This window comes from Ruania albidiflava DSM 18029 (genome assembly GCF_000421225.1).
GTDB classification, from domain to species: Bacteria; Actinomycetota; Actinomycetes; order Actinomycetales; family Beutenbergiaceae; genus Ruania; species Ruania albidiflava.
The window spans coordinates 13,861-31,192 of record NZ_ATWL01000020.1 but is presented as its reverse complement, the minus strand read 5'-3'; the positions used below and the strand labels follow the sequence as shown (position 1 = coordinate 31,192).

15 protein-coding genes are annotated in these 17,332 nt (G+C 71.1%); 11 read left to right on the top strand and 4 right to left on the bottom strand.

Features of this window, described 5'->3' with window-relative positions:
- Positions 1 to 27 precede the first annotated feature (27 nt).
- Positions 28 to 450, bottom strand: a complete 423-nt coding sequence (locus K338_RS0116770; protein ID WP_051154949.1) for a GNAT family N-acetyltransferase — start codon at positions 448 to 450, stop codon at positions 28 to 30.
- Positions 451 to 515: 65 nt separating this feature from the next.
- Here K338_RS0116770 and K338_RS23520 point away from each other — a divergent pair, with 65 nt between their 5' ends.
- Together K338_RS23520 and K338_RS0116760 are read left to right on the top strand one after the other, a co-directional pair.
- Complete coding sequence (locus tag K338_RS23520; RefSeq protein WP_022919319.1) at positions 516 to 854, top strand: hypothetical protein; 339 nt, start codon at positions 516 to 518, stop codon at positions 852 to 854.
- Between the two features lie 29 nt (positions 855 to 883).
- Positions 884 to 1,717 (top strand): SOS response-associated peptidase, encoded by an 834-nt coding sequence (locus tag K338_RS0116760; protein ID WP_022919318.1) that lies wholly within the window; start codon positions 884 to 886, stop codon positions 1,715 to 1,717.
- Positions 1,718 to 1,727: 10 nt separating this feature from the next.
- Here K338_RS0116760 and K338_RS0116755 read toward each other — a convergent pair whose 3' ends face one another.
- Positions 1,728 to 2,150, bottom strand: coding sequence for a hypothetical protein (locus tag K338_RS0116755; protein ID WP_022919317.1), 423 nt, complete (start codon positions 2,148 to 2,150; stop codon positions 1,728 to 1,730).
- Positions 2,151 to 2,329: 179 nt separating this feature from the next.
- On the opposite strand from K338_RS0116755, the gene K338_RS23515 reads away from it, so the two are divergent.
- The 5 genes from K338_RS23515 (at position 2,330) to K338_RS0116730 (ending at position 11,554) form a co-directional block, all read left to right on the top strand.
- The gene (locus tag K338_RS23515) at positions 2,330 to 3,700 is read left to right on the top strand and encodes a sensor histidine kinase (protein ID WP_245542993.1); all 1,371 of its coding nucleotides are present in this window, start codon (positions 2,330 to 2,332) and stop codon (positions 3,698 to 3,700) included.
- Positions 3,697 to 4,401, top strand: a complete 705-nt coding sequence (locus tag K338_RS0116745) for a response regulator (RefSeq protein ID WP_022919315.1) — start codon at positions 3,697 to 3,699, stop codon at positions 4,399 to 4,401. Before K338_RS23515 ends, K338_RS0116745 begins: the two co-directional genes overlap by 4 nt.
- Before the next feature lie 183 nt (positions 4,402 to 4,584).
- Complete coding sequence (locus tag K338_RS0116740; protein ID WP_027286963.1) at positions 4,585 to 5,355, top strand: ABC transporter ATP-binding protein; 771 nt, start codon at positions 4,585 to 4,587, stop codon at positions 5,353 to 5,355.
- Positions 5,355 to 7,910, top strand: coding sequence for an ABC transporter permease (locus tag K338_RS0116735; protein ID WP_022919313.1), 2,556 nt, complete (start codon positions 5,355 to 5,357; stop codon positions 7,908 to 7,910). Before K338_RS0116740 ends, K338_RS0116735 begins: the two co-directional genes overlap by 1 nt.
- 143 nt (positions 7,911 to 8,053) lie before the next feature.
- Complete coding sequence (locus tag K338_RS0116730) at positions 8,054 to 11,554, top strand: type VII secretion EssC family protein (RefSeq protein WP_022919312.1); 3,501 nt, start codon at positions 8,054 to 8,056, stop codon at positions 11,552 to 11,554.
- Here K338_RS0116730 and K338_RS0116725 read toward each other — a convergent pair.
- Positions 11,551 to 11,964 carry a hypothetical protein gene (locus tag K338_RS0116725; RefSeq protein ID WP_027286962.1) on the bottom strand — a complete coding sequence of 138 codons (414 nt, stop codon included), beginning with the start codon at positions 11,962 to 11,964 and terminating at the stop codon, positions 11,551 to 11,553. The genes K338_RS0116730 and K338_RS0116725 overlap by 4 nt on opposite strands.
- A gap of 257 nt (positions 11,965 to 12,221) precedes the next feature.
- Between K338_RS0116725 and K338_RS0116720 the strand changes: the two genes are divergently transcribed.
- Entirely contained in the window at positions 12,222 to 12,470 is a 249-nt protein-coding gene (locus tag K338_RS0116720; RefSeq protein WP_022919310.1) for a WhiB family transcriptional regulator, read from the top strand.
- A gap of 59 nt (positions 12,471 to 12,529) precedes the next feature.
- Here K338_RS0116720 and K338_RS0116715 read toward each other — a convergent pair whose 3' ends face one another.
- Positions 12,530 to 13,984 carry a sensor histidine kinase gene (locus tag K338_RS0116715; RefSeq protein ID WP_040654262.1) on the bottom strand — a complete coding sequence of 485 codons (1,455 nt, stop codon included), beginning with the start codon at positions 13,982 to 13,984 and terminating at the stop codon, positions 12,530 to 12,532.
- 301 nt (positions 13,985 to 14,285) lie between these two features.
- Between K338_RS0116715 and K338_RS0116710 the strand changes: the two genes are divergently transcribed.
- The 3 genes from K338_RS0116710 to K338_RS0116700 all read left to right on the top strand — a co-directional run bounded on the left by K338_RS0116710 (position 14,286) and on the right by K338_RS0116700 (position 17,304).
- The gene (locus tag K338_RS0116710) at positions 14,286 to 15,071 is read left to right on the top strand and encodes a helix-turn-helix domain-containing protein (RefSeq protein WP_084481406.1); all 786 of its coding nucleotides are present in this window, start codon (positions 14,286 to 14,288) and stop codon (positions 15,069 to 15,071) included.
- Positions 15,072 to 15,103: 32 nt separating this feature from the next.
- The gene (locus tag K338_RS0116705) at positions 15,104 to 16,699 is read left to right on the top strand and encodes an alkaline phosphatase D family protein (protein ID WP_027286961.1); all 1,596 of its coding nucleotides are present in this window, start codon (positions 15,104 to 15,106) and stop codon (positions 16,697 to 16,699) included.
- A 116-nt stretch (positions 16,700 to 16,815) separates the two neighbouring features.
- Positions 16,816 to 17,304: an RpiB/LacA/LacB family sugar-phosphate isomerase gene (locus tag K338_RS0116700; protein ID WP_022919306.1), complete on the top strand. Its 489-nt coding sequence runs from the start codon at positions 16,816 to 16,818 to the stop codon at positions 17,302 to 17,304.
- Positions 17,305 to 17,332: the final 28 nt, after the last annotated feature.

The window sequence follows — 17,332 nt, the reverse complement described above, 5'->3', positions numbered from 1 at the left end:
CTCCTTCCACCCGACCTGGGTCCATCTTCACACGCTCATCCGCACGAACGCCCGCAGCCCCGGGTCGTGGTCATGGGCCTCGGTGAAACCGAGCGCGGTGTAGAACGCCCGCTGGCCCGGTTCGGCGTCGGTGAGCAGCACCCGCTGGCGCACGTCCGGATCGGCATCGAGCACCGCGCGCACCAGCCGCGAACCGAGCCCATCCCGCCGGACCTCCGGCCGCACCAGCACGTCCTGCAGGTACACGATCGTCGCGCCGTCGGAGATGGTGCGCGCCAGCCCCACCAGGTCCGCACCGGACCGGGCCACGGCCACCCGGTGCGAGCCGCGCACGGAGGCGAGCAGCTTCTCCGGGTCGCGGGTGTAGGCACTCCAGCCCACAGACTCGTACAGTCCCACCAGGTCGGCCTCGGTGAGGGTCTGCGGGTCGATCAGCTCCACAGTCGGCACGCACGCGAGCCTACGCGCATGCACGTTCGCCCTGCAGATTCCTCGTCGGCCGTCTAGGGTCAGGTATGGCCAGCGTCGGCGCCCCGCTCCCCCGCCTCCCCCGGCAGCACGCTGCCGCTCGGCCCCGGGTGCGCACCGTGCTGGGTGTGCTGTGCGTGGCCACGGGGCTGGTGCTGATGGTGGCGCAGGTACCGTTCTTCGTCTCCATCGCGCTCACCGCACCCCTGGGTGCGCGGGTGCTGCTGGGGGGTGTGTGGCTGGCGGGTTTCACCCTCGGGGTGCACTGGCGCTCGACCCGGCCACTGGCCCCGCTGCTGCTGGCCGGGATGATGGCCGCGAGCTGGTACCTGCTCGGCGTGGTCGCCGCCCCGCACCTGGGCTGGACGCTGGTACCGGTGGGCTGAGTGTCACCGGCGGGTGGCACAGTAGGAGCATGTGCGGACGGTACGCCTCGTTCCGGGAGGCGCAGGACCTGGCCGATGCGTTCGACGTCGAGGAGATCAGCGAGGCCGCGCGGCAGGCGCCGGCCAGCTACAACGTGGCGCCCACCGACGGGGTGCGGATGATCATCGCGCGCACCCCGAAGGCCACCAGTGACGGCGCAGCCTCGCCTGCTCAGAGTTCCTCCCCCGCCCAGGGCGGTACCACCGGCGACGGCGCAGCCTCACCTGCCCAGGACGGCGCACCTGCCGAGCAGGTCGTCCCCGCGCGCCGGGAGATGCACCTGGCCCGGTGGGGCCTGGTGCCCGGCTGGGCGAAGGACCTGAGCATCGGGTCGCGGATGTTCAACGCCCGCTCGGACTCCCTGGCCACGAAGCGTTCGTTCGCTCCATCGCTGGCGAACCGGCGCTGCCTGGTGGTGGCCGACGGGTACTACGAGTGGCTCAAGGAGGAGGTGCCCGGGCAGTCCAAGCCGCGGCGGACCCCGTTCTACATCCACCGCACCGACGGTGCCCCGCTCGCGTTCGCCGGCCTGTACGCCTGGTGGCCGGACCCGAGCAAGGAGAAGGGAGATCCGGACCGGTGGGTGCTCTCGGCCACGATCGTCACCGCCGACGCCCGCGGCGGTCTGGAGCAGATCCACGACCGGGAACCGGTGGTGCTCGCCGAGGACGAAGCCGACGCCTGGCTCACCCCCGACCTGACCGGTGCGGACGAGGCGCTGGCGGTGCTGGAGCAGCCGTCTCCGGCTCTGTCCTGGTACGAGGTCTCCGCCCGGGTGGGTTCGGTGCGCAACAACGATCCCAGCCTGATCGAGCCGGTCTGAGCAGCGGGACTCAGGCGGCGTCGTCGAGCGCGAACGCCAGCACCTCGCCGGCCGCGGCCAGGAACACCGCCCGCACCCGCACGCCCGCCTCGGCCATCGACCAGCGCAGCATGGTGTGCCACGCATGGTCGGCCTGCGCGCGAAGCGGTGGGCCGGGCCGTTCCAGCATCATCACCACGCTCCCCGCCGGAGCCTCTTCCTCCAGCACTGACGCGAGTGCCTCCGCGATGCGGGCGGTGCCCTGGGCGTCCGGCAGGTCAGGGACGTCCTCGATCGGGATGATCACCGGCCGTGGCACATCGTCGGCGTCCAGCAGCAGCACCCACAGCGTGCGCCGCCGCGGGTGCACGCCATGGTTGACGAATCGCGCCCAACGCAACAGGTCGGCATCGGTGCGCAGCGGTTCTCCAGAGTTGACAGGTTCGATCTCCATCGCTCCAGGCTGGGCCCAGAACACCCGCCACCCGCGCTATCCACAGCACCGGATCGCAACGGCGGTGATCACGGTGAGTTGTCCACAACCTGGCGATACCCCCGCCGGCTGATGCTCCGTCGTCGTGCTCCCCCTGCGGTCGGACGCCGCGCAGAGCCAGCCGCTCGTAGGCTGGCGACGTGACCTACCCGCCCCCACCGCAACGGGTGAGGACGTCTGCGACCTCCCCGTTCGTCGTCGACGCCATCATCGCGGCGCTGCTGGTGTTCACCCTCGGTCCGCTCTCGCTGGCGATCGGGGTGTCCATGGGCAACACCGTGGGCGCTGTGGTGTCCGCCCTGACCAGCGTGGGCATGCCGGCGGCCCTGGCCTGGCGGCGCACCCGCCCGGTGGCCTCGTCGGTCGCGGTGTATGCGATGGCGCTCGCGCACGTGCTCGCCGGGGTGATCCTCACCGGCTCGGACCTGGTGATCTTCGTGGCCCTGTACTCGGTCACCGTGTACGGGCCGGTGTGGGCCAGGCGCACCGCTCTGGGATCGGCGCTGCTGGGCTGCCTGATCGTGGGGGGCTGGTACCTGGCGATGGACCCGGTGCCGATCGACCTGCGTGGGGTGGTCAGTGCGCTCACGGTCGCCGGGCTGCTCGGTGCGCTGGTGCTCGCCTCCTGGGCGATCGGGCTGATGCGCCGGGCCCGGGTGGTGCAGATCGAGACGCTCGCCGAGCGCGCCGCCCGGCTGGAGGTGGAGCGGGACCAGCAGGCACAGATCGCCACCGCCGCCGAACGCGCCCGGATCGCCCGGGAGATGCACGACATCGTGGCGCACTCGCTGTCGGTGATCATCGCCCAGGCCGACGGCGGGAGGTACGCCGCGGCGACCTCTCCGGAGGCGGCCACGCACGCACTGACCACCATCTCCGAGACCGGGCGGGACGCACTGGCGGACATGCGCCGCATCCTCGGCGTGCTGCGCGACGACGAGCGCGGGGATGCAGCGCTCGCACCGCAGCCGGCCCAGGCGGACCTGGACACCCTGGTGGCGCACGTGCGCGACGCCGGTCTGGAGGTCTCGCTGGTGCGGATGGGCACCCCGCGGGCACTGCCACCGGGTGCGGGGCTGACGATCTACCGGATCGCGCAGGAGTCGCTGACGAACATCCTCAAGCACGCCGGACCGGGTGCGAGCGCCACTGTGCTGGTGCAGTGGACTCCGGGCAGCCTGGTGCTGCAGGTCGACGACGACGGACGGGGTGCGGCCGCCAGCTCCGACGGCGCCGGGCACGGGCTGCTCGGGATGCGGGAGCGGGCGACGATGCTCGGTGGCACGCTCGCCGCAGGGCCGCGCACCGGCGGCGGCTACCGGGTGCGGGCAGAGATACCGGTGCCGGCGGGGGCCCCCGACGTGCAGCGACAGCCGCAGCACCCGCCGACGGCGCCGCCGCCTGCTGCCCACACGTCACCTCCCGCTGGGCCCGAGCAGAACCCTGGGTGGCAGACTGAGCCTGCCGCACCACCCACCGACGCCGAGCACGAGGACCAGCAGCGACCATGACCGCCGACCCGTCCGCCGCCACCGCTCCCATCCGTGTCGCCCTGGTGGACGACCAGCAGCTGGTCCGGGCCGGGTTCGCGCTGGTGATCAACTCTCAGCCGGACATGGAGGTGGTGCTGGAGGCCGGCGACGGCGCGCAGGCGCTGCGGCTGCTCACCTCCCACCCGGTGGACGTGGTGCTGATGGACGTGCGGATGCCCACGATGGACGGCCTGGCCGCAACCGCCCACCTCACCGACCCCGGCACCCGCCAGGTGGGCGAGCCGCCGAAGGTGGTCATCCTCACCACGTTCGACCTGGACGAGTACGTGCTGCAGGCGATCAAGGCCGGTGCCAGCGGTTTCCTGCTCAAGGACGCCCCACCCGAGGAGATGCTCAGTGCGATCCGCACCGTGCACAGCGGGGACGCCGTGATCGCTCCCTCCAGCACCCGCCGGCTCATCGAGCACCTGGCCACCGTGCTGCCCGCGGAGCAGAAGGCACCGGCCGCGGTGCTGGACACGCTCACCGACCGGGAGCGCGAGGTGCTGGTGCTGATGGCTCGCGGTCGCACCAACGCCGAGATCGCCACCGACCTGTTCGTCGCCGAGGCCACAGTGAAGACGCACGTGGGCCGGGTGCTGGCCAAGCTGGGCGCCCGGGACCGGGTGCAGGCCGTGGTGACCGCCTACGAGACCGGGCTGGTCAGCCCGGGTACCTAGGCACCACTGCGGAGGCCGCGGCACCTCCACCGCCGGTGCGATACCCGGGATCTCTTCGCACCGCGTCGCCGGTGGACCGGCTCAGGTGGAGGCGGAGGAGTCGCGGGTCCACCTACGGTATGACCGCAGAACCCACCTACGGCGCGACGCGCACGAGCCCACCTGCTCCGTAGCGTGAGCACCATGACGACAACAGCGCACACCTCCCCGGCCGCCGTCAGCGCCCGCGACCTCACCAAGGTCTACGGCAGTGGCGACGTGGCCGTGACCGCCCTCGACTCGGTGGACGTGGACTTCGCTCGCGGCGCTTTCACCGCGATCATGGGTCCCAGCGGCTCCGGCAAGTCCACGCTCATGCACCTGCTCGCCGGCCTGGACTCGGCCACCTCCGGCCGGGTGGTCCTCGGTGGTACCGAGCTGACCAGCCTCAGTGACAAGCAGCTGACCGTGCTGCGCCGGGAGCGGATCGGGTTCGTGTTCCAGTCCTTCAACCTGCTGCCGATGTTCACCGCGGCGCAGAACATCGCGCTGCCCTCCCAGCTGGCCGGCACCACAGTGGACTCCGACTGGCTAGACCTGCTCACCAGCACGTTCGGGCTGACCGACCGGCTGACCCACAAGCCGCACGAGCTCTCCGGCGGCCAGCAGCAGCGGGTGGCGATCGCCCGGGCGCTGAGCACCCGACCGGACGTGGTGTTCGCCGACGAGCCGACCGGGAACCTGGACTCCCGTTCCGGGGTGGAGGTACTCGCGTTCCTGCGACGCAGCGTGCGCGAGCTGGGTCAGACGATCGTGATGGTCACCCACGACCCCGCCGCAGCCTCCTACGCCGACGAGGTGGTGCTGCTGGCCGACGGCCGGATCGCCGGCACGATCAACGAACCCACCCCAGACTCGGTGCTGGCCGGTCTGGACGCGCTCCGCAGCGCCGAGACCACCGGGATGGCCCGCTGATGCTGCGCCTGACCCTGACCCAGATGCGCGCGTCCGCCGGGCGTCTGGTCGCCGCCGGCCTCGCGATCGTGCTCGGCACCGCGTTCGTGGCCGCCTCGCTGATGGCCGGTGCCGTGATGGAACGGACCACCCACGATGCGGTCACCGCCCGTTACGCCGATGCCGACCTGGTGCTCTCCGGGACGATCAGCGCCGACCAGCTCGAGCAGGTGCGCGCCGCGGACGGCGTCGCAGCCGCGGCCTCGACCCAGACCGCTTCGGTCGAGCTCGAGCACGGGACCCGCAGCCAGTACGTCGGTCTGGGTGCCTCCGCCAGCGACGAGCGGCTGCGCAGCGAGACCCTCACCGACGGTGACCTGCCCACCGGCACCGGTCAGATCGCCGTCGCCGAGGATGTGGCCGAGCGGCTCGGCCTGTCCGTCGGGGACGAGCTGACTGTGGTGCAGGAGCAATGGACCGACGACCCGGACGCAGGGCCCACCACCCAGGAGACCACTGCGCAGGTGGTCGGGCTGATCGCCTCACCCACGCTGTACCTGTTCGCCCCGACCGAAGCCGTGGTCACTCCGGGCGACCTGGCCGACATCCGGGCGTTCACCGCTCCGGAGGAGGCCGGCACCAGCTATGAGGCGATGGTCGCCGTGCAGCAGGGCGCCGACCCGCAGACCGTCGCCAGTGAGCTCAGCAGCATCACCGACGGCACCGCGCAGGTGCAGACCGTGAACGAGGTTGCCGAGGAGCAGACCGCTGCCATCACCGGAGACAGTGCAACGATGGTGGCCCTGCTGCTGGCGTTCGCGGCGGTCGCGCTGATCGTGGCGGCCCTGGTGATCGCGAACACCTTCCAGGTGCTGGTCGCCCAACGGACGCGGACCTTGGCGCTGCTGCGCTGCGTGGGCGCGGACCGCCGTCAGGTGCACACCTCGGTGCTCACCGAGGCAGCCATCCTCGGCCTGGTCAGCTCGTTGGTCGGCGTCGGGCTGGGCACGGGTCTGATGGCGCTCGGGCTGCGTGTGCTCGCCCAGTCCACCAGCGACCTGCCACTGTCCACCGACCTGGTGATCACCCCGACCGCCGTGGTCGTGCCGCTGCTCACCGGTCTGCTGGTGACCGTGGCGGCCGCACTGCTGCCGGCTCGACTGGCCACCCGGGTGGCTCCGTTGGCCGCGCTGCGGCCCGCGGACGCCCCAGCCGGTGCCCGTGCCTCGAAGGTGCGCATCGTCGTGGCTACCGTCGCAGTCCTCGGCGGTGCCGGGCTGCTCGCCCTCGGCGTGCTGCTCGCCCGCGGCGGCGACAGCGCGGCCAACCTGCTCCTCGGCCTCGGCGTGGGCATGCTCGGCGGGCTGGTGTCCCTGTTCGGGCTGCTGCTCGGCTGCGTGCTGGTGGTGCCGGCACTGATCCGCCTCGCCGGCCGCCTCCTCGGCCGCAGCGTGCCGGCCCGGGTGGCCGTCGCCAACGCAGTACGTAACCCGCGCCGCACCGCCGCCACGGCGAGCGCCCTGGTGATCGGGGTGACCCTGGTGACGATGATGAGCACCGGTGCGTTGGCGGCCAACCGGGCACTCACCTCCGAGCTGGCCTCCAGCTTCCCGGTGGACCTGGAGGTGAGCACCGCCACGGCGCTGCCGGACGAGCAGATCCAGGCCGTCACCGGGACAGACGGGGTGCAGGACACGGTGCTGCTCTCACGCACCACCGCATCCACCGAGCTAGCGGACCTCGGCGAGACCCAGCTCGACGTGGCCGCCGCCCAGGAGGGCGACCTGGCGGCCGTGGTGCGCTCCACCGAGGCGATCGCCGGTCTGGCCGAGGACAGCATCGTCGTCGGTCACCAGCTGGCGGAGAGCTACGACCTCCACAGCGGCGACCAGGTCACGCTGACCGGCCCCAGCGACCAGGAGGTGCCGCTCACCGTGGCGGTGTCCAGCCTGGACGGCCGCACCACGCTGGTCGCTCCGCAGGTGCTCACCGAGCTCGACCCGGACGCGCCGGTGGCCATGCTCTGGGCGCGGGTGGCCGACGACGACGCGTACGGCACGGTCACCACGGTGCAGACGAACCTCACCGAGAACGCCCAGGTCCAGGCGGACGCAGAGACACCGCAGGTCAGCGGGGCCGCAGTGGAGCGGTCCGCGTTCCAGCAGGTGGTGAACACGATGCTGGCGGTGGTGGTCGGGCTGCTCGCAGTCTCGGTGGTGATCGCGCTGATCGGGGTGGCGAACACGCTGTCCCTGTCGGTCATCGAGCGGCGGCGAGAGTCGGCGATGCTGCGGGCCCTGGGGCTCACCCGAGGTCAGCTGCGCGCGATGCTCGGCATCGAGGGTCTGATGATCGCCGGTGCGGGAGCACTGATCGGGGTCGTCGCTGGTCTGGTGTACGGCTGGGCGGGCTCGGCGATCATCCTCGCTGGGATGGCCGACGTGGACCTGGTGGTGCCGTGGCGTGACCTGGGCCTGGTGGCGCTGGTGGCGCTCGCGGCCGGGCTGCTCGCCTCCGCGCTCCCGGCACGGACAGCGGCCCGGACCTCACCCGCTGCGGCGCTGGCCGTGGACTGACCGGGTCGCGAACGCTCTGCTTCGCGGCGACACGCCGGGCGGGAACCGCGAAGCAGAGCGTTCGCACTGCGCGGGAAGCGGGCCCGCAGCCGCTGTCCACAGCCCCTCGGATGCGGTTGTCCGGGTCCAGGCACGATCGAGAGATGGATGTTGCCGCTCGTCACCACCTCGCCGTGGTGTACGGACCCGGGGTAGGTTGGGTGCTGCCCCTGGTCTCCGGTGCTGCAGTCGTGGGCCGTGGCACCGCGGCCGACCTGGTGCTGGCCGACCCGCAGCTGTCCCGGGCGCACCTGCAGGTACGCGACCGTGGCGGTCTGGTCCGCATCCGCGACCTGGGTTCAGTGAACGGCACCCGTGTCATCCCGGCACGGGGCGCACCGGTGACCGGTTCGTCCGCGCGGTTGGCACGCCGGCCCCGGCGCTTGGGGCGGCGCTGGCAGCCGTTGCCGGTGGGCAGCCGGGTGCTGGCCGGTTCGGTGGTGCTCGAGCTGCGGGTGCACCCGGGGATGGTGCTGCCGGTCGAGCTGGAGGAGCACTCAGACCTGAGCGGCGGGCTGCTCGGCCGGTTGCTGTTCCCGCTGCTGATGTCTGTCTCGGCACTGCCGTTGCTGCTCGGTGGCGGTGGTGGCGCCTGGCGGCTGGTGTTGCTGGTCGCGCTGCCGGTGGTGCTGCTGGCGGCGATCCTCTGGCCGGCGCTGCGGGACCGGGCGCGGCGGCTGCGCCGCACCGGGCAGCACGACGAGCAGAAGCCGCCGGTGCCGCAGCCGGTAGCCGACCCCGCCGCGTTGCTGGCCGCAGCCGGGGCGCCGGTGCCGCTGCCGGAGGAGGGGCCCCGCTGGGAGATCGGCAACGCCAACACACGCGCACCGGTGCCGCACCGACCGGGTCGGGGTCTGCGCGGGCGAGCGGGCCGGCGGGCTGAGCAGATGCGGTTCGTGCCGGTCCCGGAGCCCGGTTCCGGGCTGGCGCTGGTGGGCGACGCGGGCGCAGTGGCCGGACTGGGGCGATGGTTGGCGTTGCGGCACCACGCAGTCACTGGTGAACGAGTCGACGCGCCGTGGTCCGAGCTGACTGGGCTGGCCGGGCAGGACGCGGAGTGTGCCAACCCCGGCCTGCGGGTGCACACCGGGACTGCCGACCTGCTCACCAGGCCCGATCGCACTGCGCGACACCTGGTGCTGGCCCCGACGATGGCCGCCGTACCGCGATGGTGCGCGGCGGTGCTGGAGGTGCGTGCTGCGCACAACCGCCAGGTGAGCCCGGAGTGGGCCGCCGCAGTGCTGGCCGAGCTGGGTTCTGCCGATGACGGCGGAGCCTCCGTGCCCACGTCGGTGCACCTGGCTGAGCTGCTCGAGCAGGCAGAGCCGGGTGAGCCCGCCACCCCTCCCCGTGCCTGGTCCGACCCGGTGGTGCACGCCCCGTTGGGCATGGGCAGCCACGGTCCGGTGTGGCTCGACCTGGCCGAGCACGGGCCACACGCCTTGGTGGCCGGCACCACCGGCTCGGGCAAGTCCGAGCTGCTGCTGGCCTGGATCCTTGGTCTGGCGCACCAGGCCTCACCGGCGGACACCCAGTTCGTGCTGTTCGACTACAAGGGTGGTGCCACGTTCGCACCGCTGCGCACGCTGGCGCACGTCGTCGGGGTGCTCACCGACCTGGACGAGGCCGCCACCGCGCGGGCGCTGGCTAGTCTGCAGGCGGAGCTGCGGGCACGGGAGCGAGCGCTGGCGGCCGTGGGCGCGCACGACCTGGTCGAGCAGCGCCGCCGCACCTCGGGTGCGGACCGGCTCGGCAGGCTGCTGGTGGTCGTCGACGAGTTCCGGGTGATGGCTGATGCCCACCCGGAGCAGCTCGATGCGCTGGTGCGGTTGGCCGCGCAGGGCCGCTCTCTGGGTATCCACCTGGTGCTCGCGACCCAGCGGCCGGGCGGGGCCATCACCCCGGACATGCGCGCGAACTTGACCGTGCGAGTCTGCCTGCGGGTGCTGGAGGAGACCGACTCGCTGGACATGCTCGGCGATACCCGTGCCGCGAAGCTGCCGCGGGTGCCCGGGCGGGCGGTGCTGCGCACCGAGGAGAGCGATGAGCTGCAGACCGCCTGGTGCGGTGCCGCAGCAGACGGGTGGGTCACCGACCGGGTCGCCACGTTGAACGCCGCAGCCGAGCAGCTGGCGGAGGTCGAACCGTGGCGCCGGTCGTTGCGCCGTCCCTGGGCACCCCCGTTGCCGGACGCCTGCGAGGTCGCTGACCTGGACACGTACGGGCTGCCGGTGCGGGCCGTGTCGGCCGTCGAGCACGTGCCTCGCGGTGGCACCACCGCACCGCACCCAGGAGCAGGTGTAGCAGCGCAGCAGGTCAGCATCGCTGAGCCAGCCGGCTACCGCCTCCCCTGGGCGCTGCTGGACCTGCCGGAGGAGCAACGCCTCGGGCCGCGGTCGTTCGCTGGCGGCACGCTGCTGGTCAGCGGCGGCCCGGGGAGCGGCCGCTCCACTGCTCTGCACATGCTCACCGAGGCCGCCCTGCGTGCTGGCACGGCCGTGCAGGTGATCGCCGAGGAGGCCCAGGACTGGCCAGGAGGCGAGGCTCCGGGGGCCGGTACCTGGTGCCCGCTCTCCGACCCTCGTCGGCTGCGGCGGCTGCTGGAACGGCTGCTCGCTGGGGACAGCCCGGGGCTGCTGGTGCTCGATGATGTCGATGCGGTCGCCGAGTCGCTGGACGAGACCGGCAACCTGGGTGAGGGTGTCGACCTGGTGCTGACAGTGCTGCGCCGGGCCCGACGGCTCGGGCTGGACGTGGTGCTCAGCGCCACGGAGAGCTCGCGCCGATGGGCGATGGCCACGGACCAACAGCTGGTGCTGTGCCCTCGCGACCCCGCGGACGCAGTGCTCGCTGGGGCGCCACGGAAGCTGGTCGCAGCGGGCTGGCCGCCTGGACGTGGTGTGCTGCTCGAGCGCGGCGACGCGTGGGTGGCGCAGGTGCTGCTGCCCCAGCCGGAGCCAGAGGAGTGGCAGGACCCCGAGGACACCCCGTTACGGCTGGCAGCACTGCCTGCCATCGTGCACCTCGAGGATGCCCCCGTCTCGGTGCCGGGAACGGCCGACCATACCCAGCAGCTCCTGCTCGGCCGTGGTGGCGACGACGCCCGCTGGCTCCGCCGTTCGTTGGCACCAGGCGGCACGTGGCTCGTCTGCGGGCCGCCCCGTTCGGGCCGGTCCACCGCAGTGGAGACGATCAGCGCGCAGCTCCGGCGCTCCGGCTGGCGGGTGCTCGATGCGCGGGCGCCGGTGCCGGAGCCGGTGCCCGCGGCGGCCGGCACCGCCCTGGTGGTCGACGACGTCGACCGGCTGCCCGGCACGACAGCCGAGGAGTGGACGACCTACCTGGACGCCCATCCGGAGGTGGCGGTTCTCGGTACGGGGCGCGCCGAGTCGGTGGCGACCACCTTCCACCCGCTGGCCGTGCGGCTCCGAGAACCCGACCTGAGCCTGGTGCTCGCGGACCCACGCCCTGCGCACCTGCCGAACGTGGACCTGCGACCGGTGCAAGATCCAGTCACCAGGCCTGGCCGCGGGGTGCTGGTGGACCCGGGCGGCAGCACACCGCTCCAGGTGGCCACAGCGGCGCGTCGGGAGCCTACGAGCTAGAGAACGCCGTCCGGGCGCCCGTGCTGGGCGGTGGCCGCAAGCGAAGCCGGCAGGAGCAGGCAGATCGTCACCACCACCGGGAGCACCAAGGCCGGTACCAGTGCCCACCACTGGAGCACACCCCAAGAAGTGACCGCGACCGCGAACTGCAACAGCTGCCAGGTGATCACCGGACCGCGCCCCCACCGCTTGCCCTGCCACAACCCGCGGACGGCGAGGACGAGGAGGCCGCCGATCAGCACCAGCACCAGCAGCACTCCAGCGTTGGTGCCGAGCAGGTCACCATGGTCGAGGATCGAGGCGACCACCACGGCGATACCGAGCACCACCAGCACGACCGCTTCGAGGAGCACCAGCGCGAGTCCGACGCGCAATGGTGTCCCGCGGGGTGCGGCGGAGTCCTCAGTCACCTGATCACCCTAGCCACCGCTACCACAGTTGCGACCGGCGGAGACGTGGTGTCTGCTCCGAAGCGCAGGAAACCGCCACTGCTGTGACTGATATCTCAGGCCAACTTGGTTGAATCTTCGCACGAAGGTCTTGTGTACGCCGCCTGAACCGTGTGACAGTTGTTAACAGAGAAATGACGCAGACGCGCGATTCTCAGTTCCCCGTGTATCGATTCGGACCTTATCTGCGTCTGCATGCCCCTAGAAGGAGAATACGCATGGATTGGCGTCACGACGCGGCCTGTCTCACCGAGGACCCCGAGCTGTTCTTCCCGATCGGGAACACCGGCCCGGCGCTGGTCCAGATCGAGGAGGCCAAGGCCGTGTGCCGCCGGTGCCCGGTGGTGGACACCTGCCTGAAGTGGGCGATCGAGACCGGTCAGGACGCCGGTGTCTGGGGTGGTATGTCCGAGGACGAGCGCCGCGCCCTCAAGCGCCGCACCGCCCGGGCTCGCCGCGCTGGCTGACTCTCCGCGACCGTGACTGACGGCCGATCCCCGCTCGGGGGTCGGCCGTTCGTCTGTGTTCAGGTGTCCCGGATCTCGGCCAGCCGCGCCTTGAGCACCACTTCGGTACCCCCACCCTCCAGCGGCGCCCAGTCGATGCTGCCGTCCAGCTCAGTAGCCACGAGGGTGCGCACGATCTGGGTACCGAGGCCGTTCATCGCGGCCTGCGGTTCCATCCCGCTGCCGTCGTCCATCACCCGCACCCGGAGCATCGTGCCGGACCGTTCCGCTTCGATGGTCACCGTGCCACCGACCTTCGCCAGCCCGTGCTCGACAGCATTGGTGACCAGCTCGGTGAGCACCACCGCCAGGGCGGTGGCGTCGGTGGCGGGAACCCGGCCGAAGGTGCCGGTCCGGACGGTCTTCACGTGCGCCTCGCCGGAAGCCACGTCGGCAGCCAGGCGCAGGGTCCGGCCGAACACCTCGTCAAAGTCGACCACCTCGTCGATGGTCTGCGAGAGCGCCTCGTGCACGGTGGCGATCGTGGCCACCCGGCGCATCGCCTCCTCCAGGGCGGAGCGGGCGTCGGTGGAGTCAGTGCGACGCGCCTGCAGCCGCAGCAGCGCGGCCACGGTCTGCAAGTTGTTCTTCACCCGGTGGTGGATCTCCCGGATGGTCGCGTCCTTGGTGAGCAGCTCCCGCTCCCGCCGGCGCAGCTCGGAGACGTCCCGGACCAGCAGCACTGCACCGACCCGTTGGCTGTACTCGGTCACTGGCACCGCGCGCAGCGAGAGACTCACTCCGCGGGCTTCCACCTCGGTGCGCCAGGCAGCCCGGCCCATCACCACCAGCGGCAGAGACTCGTCCACTGGTGAGCTGGCCTCGATCAGCGGGGTCACCACCTCCGCCAGCGGCCGGCCCACGATCTCGTCGGTGACGCCCAGCCGGTGGAACGCGGACAGCGCGTTCGGGCTGGCATAGAGCACGTCCCCCTCGCTGTTCAGCCGTACCAGCCCGTCACCCACCCGCGGTGCGCCGCGGCGCGGTCCGGTGGCCGCGTTCGGCAGCGGGAACTCGCCACGGGAGATCATCCCGCACAGCTCGTCGGCGGACTCGACGTAGTTCACCTCGAGCCGGCTGGGCGTGCGGCTGGCTCCCAGGTACGTCTCCCGGGCGATCAACGCCAACGTCTTGCCCGCGCGGACCACGGGGATGATCTCCTCACGGATGGCGTAGGTACCGTTCCACCGGGCCTCCTTGGCCCGGCTGATGCCCTCGCGTTCCCGCGCCTGGTGCAGCGTGTCCCGCAGGCTCTCCGGCACAGTGGAGCCGACCACGTCGTCGTGGTGCACCGTGGCACCGGTGGAGGGCCGGGCGTGCGCGACGGCCACGAAGTCGCCCTCCGTGGTGGGCAGCCAGAGCACCAGGTCGGCGAACGCCAGGTCGGAGATCACCTGCCAGTCCCCCACCAGCAGGTGCAGCCACTCGGCATCCTGCGCGCTCAGTCCGCTGTGCTGCTCGATCAATTCACCCATCGTGGACACGCGCTAAGCCTACGCATCGTCCAGGGTGGGGCTCGCATCGAGCCATGCCGGCACGACCGCAGGAAGCGAACCTCCGGGATCGTCGGCCCGCTGCATCCCGCCATCGGGTCCGGTGAGCACCCACTGCGCTGCGGTGATCAGCCGCTGGGTGCGGCGGAGCCCAGAGCCTCCGCGTCCGGGCCGTGATCACTGAGGCGCTCTCGGCGCTGCTGAGAACGTCCCCGGACTGCACTGTCGGGTCCCGCTGGGAGTGGTGGTTGGATACGCGTCAGCCGCAAACTACGCTGTCGCCATGCGATCTGGCCGTCAAGAGGGTCAGCGAGTCGAGGCGCTCGCTCGTGGCCTCACTGTGTTGCGGAGCCTGGTCGATGCCGGTCGGCCACTCAGTGCGACAGCCATCGCACGGGAGATGGGCCTGCACCAATCATCGGTCTCCCGACTGCTGGCAACACTGGCCGACACCGGCTTCGTCCGCAAGACCGCGGCGGGGTTCACCCCGGACTTCGGTGTGCTGTCCCTGGCTTCCTCGATCGAGCAGTTCCCGCTCATCGACCGGCCCCGGGCGGCGATGCAGCGCATCGGCGAGCAGGCAGGGGGTTTGAACGTGTCCCTCGGGATGCTCTGGCGCAGACAGATGATCTACTTCCTGCGCAGGCTGGCCTCAGGCGAGATGATCGACTTCTGGTGGTCCAACTACCCGATCCAGGTCTCGGCTCCGGGCATGCGGCTACTTCTCGACCAGCCGGAGGAGCACGCGCTGGCCACCCTGCGGACGTCCCGGACGCGGCACGGATGGTACGGCAACCACGATGTGCTGCCCGCGACCGAGGATGCGGTGCTCGCCGCAGCACGGGAGCGGACAGAGCACGATGTCCTGGTGCTCCGCGACTGGCACAAGCCAGGCGAGATGGGCGCCGCCATACCGATCCGCGCGGATGAGCCGTACCCGGTGGCGCTCGCCCTGTCCGGACCTGGCGAGATCGCCGACGACGCCACAGTGCGCATCTGGCTGCACGACTTCCGTCGTGAGGTCGAGGAGACGCTCCAGAAGCCCCCTCGTCATGCACATGACGCATAGACGCCTGTGGACATGCGTGTTAGCGTGCCACGATGGTTGTGACACGGCAGTCTGACTCTCTACTTCGTGGCACCACTGTGGGCCGACGGGCCCTGTTGGGCGGGCTCGGCGCCGCAACTCTGGCCTTCACGTTCAACACGCCTCACCCGGCCTCCGCCCGGATCCGGGAACCACGGTTCCACTCCACTCCGTTCACGCTGGGCGTCGCCTCCGGAGACCCGGTGCGCAACGCCGTGGTGCTCTGGACAAGGCTGGCCCCGGAGAAGTTCGCCCCGTACGGCGGACTGGACCCGAGCGCATCGATCCCCGTGCGCTGGCAAGTGTCCAAGGACGAGAACTTCACCTCTATCGCCCGGGAGGGCATCGAGCTCGCCCACCCCGAGTACTACTTCTCGGTGCATGTGGACGCATCGGGCCTTCGACCCGGCTACACCTACTTCTACCGGTTCATCGCCGGTGACTACGTCAGCGACACCGGCCGCACCCGCACCGCCCCCGCCGCCGGAACACGCCTCGGTGAGCTCAGCTTCGCGTTCGCCTCGTGCAACTCGTTCGGGGCTGGCTACTTCACATCCGCACGGCACCTGGGCGACGAAGACGTGGACCTCGTCTTCTTCCTCGGTGACTACATCTACGAGTACGCCATCAGCGCGGAGACGAGCCTACGGGTGGGGATGGAACCCGTACCCTCCGAGCTCAACGTCGAGACGGGCTCACTGGATCGCTACCGCTTGCAGTACTCGTTGTACAAGTCCGACCCGGACATGATCTATGCGCACCGACAGGCACCGTGGATCGCCACCTGGGACGACCACGAGGTGCAGAACGACTATCCCGTCGAAGAGGCAGATGCCGACGATGTGCTGCGCAGAGCGAACGCCTACCGGGCCTACTGGGAGCACATGCCGCTGCGCAAGCCGCAACGACCGGTGGGACCGGAAGCCCGCATGTACCGGAGCTTCGACTTCGGCCGGCTGGCGCGATTCACCGTCCTGGACGTCCGCCAGTACCGCAGCGCGGAGGTTGCTGACGAGCCGATCCCGGACTCGCCCGAACGGCGGGCCGAACACCGGACGATGCTCGGAGCCGAGCAGGAGTCATGGTTCCTGAACAGCCTGACCTCCTCGCCAGCCCGCTGGAACATCGTCCCGCAGCAGGTCCTGATGGGGATGCTGGACAGCCAACCCGGTGAGGCCTCCCGGTTCGCTCCCGGCGGTTGGGACGGCTACCAGGCCTCCCAACAGCGTGTCCTGAGCACGGTGGCCGAGCACGACGTCCGCAACTTCGTCGTGCTCACCGGGGACATCCACCGCAACTACGTACTCGACCTCAAGGCCGACTACGACGATCCGGACTCGGCAACAGTGGGCGCCGAGTTCGCCGGCACCTCGTTGACCAGTGGCTCCGACGGAGCCGATGACGACGGCGGCCTCGACGATCGTTACGCCGCGAACCCCCACCTGCACTGGGCCTCGCTGCAGCGCGGCTACGTCCGATGCCACCTGGACGAAGACCTGCTGCAGGTCGACTATCGGGAGGTGCCGTACGTGACCACCACCGGCGCGCCGGTCTCCACCCGCTCCTCGTTCGTGGTCGAAGCCGGAGTGCCCGGAGTGGCCGAGGCCTGAGGCAGCACAACGTCCGCCCACCTGGGTCCGGATCTGGTCATCGCGGCGGACGGTCACTGCTCGCGGATCGTGGAGCTGGAGGCCTGCACCCTAGCCTCGCGCGTACTATCGATGGCATGCGAATCGGTATCGGCAGCGATGAGTCCGGCAGCGACCTGAAGTCCGTGGTGATCGACCACCTGCGCGAGCAGGGCCATGACGTGGTCGACTTCGGCTACACCTGTTCCACCGGTGAGGACCCGGAGTACTCTGCCACGTACGCCCGCAAGGTCGCCCACGCGATCCGGGACGAGGACGTGGAGCGCGGAGTGCTGATCTGCGGCACCGGGATCGGCATCTCCATCTCGGCGAACAAGGTCCGCGGTATCCGCGCCGCGGTCTGCTCGGAGCCCTTCACCGCCCGCCACACCCGGGAGAACAACGGCTCGCAGATCATCTCGTTCGGCTCGTTCGTCGTCGGCCCGGCCATGGCCAAGAGCATCGTGGACGCCTTCCTCGGCGCCACCTTCCGCGGTGAGACCGACCCGGAGTTCGTCAGCCGGTTCAACAAGATCGCCGCCATCGAGGACGAAGAGCGCGCAGCAGCAGGCACTGAGCGCGCCTGAGCGGCGCGCCACTGCACCTGGCGGTGCA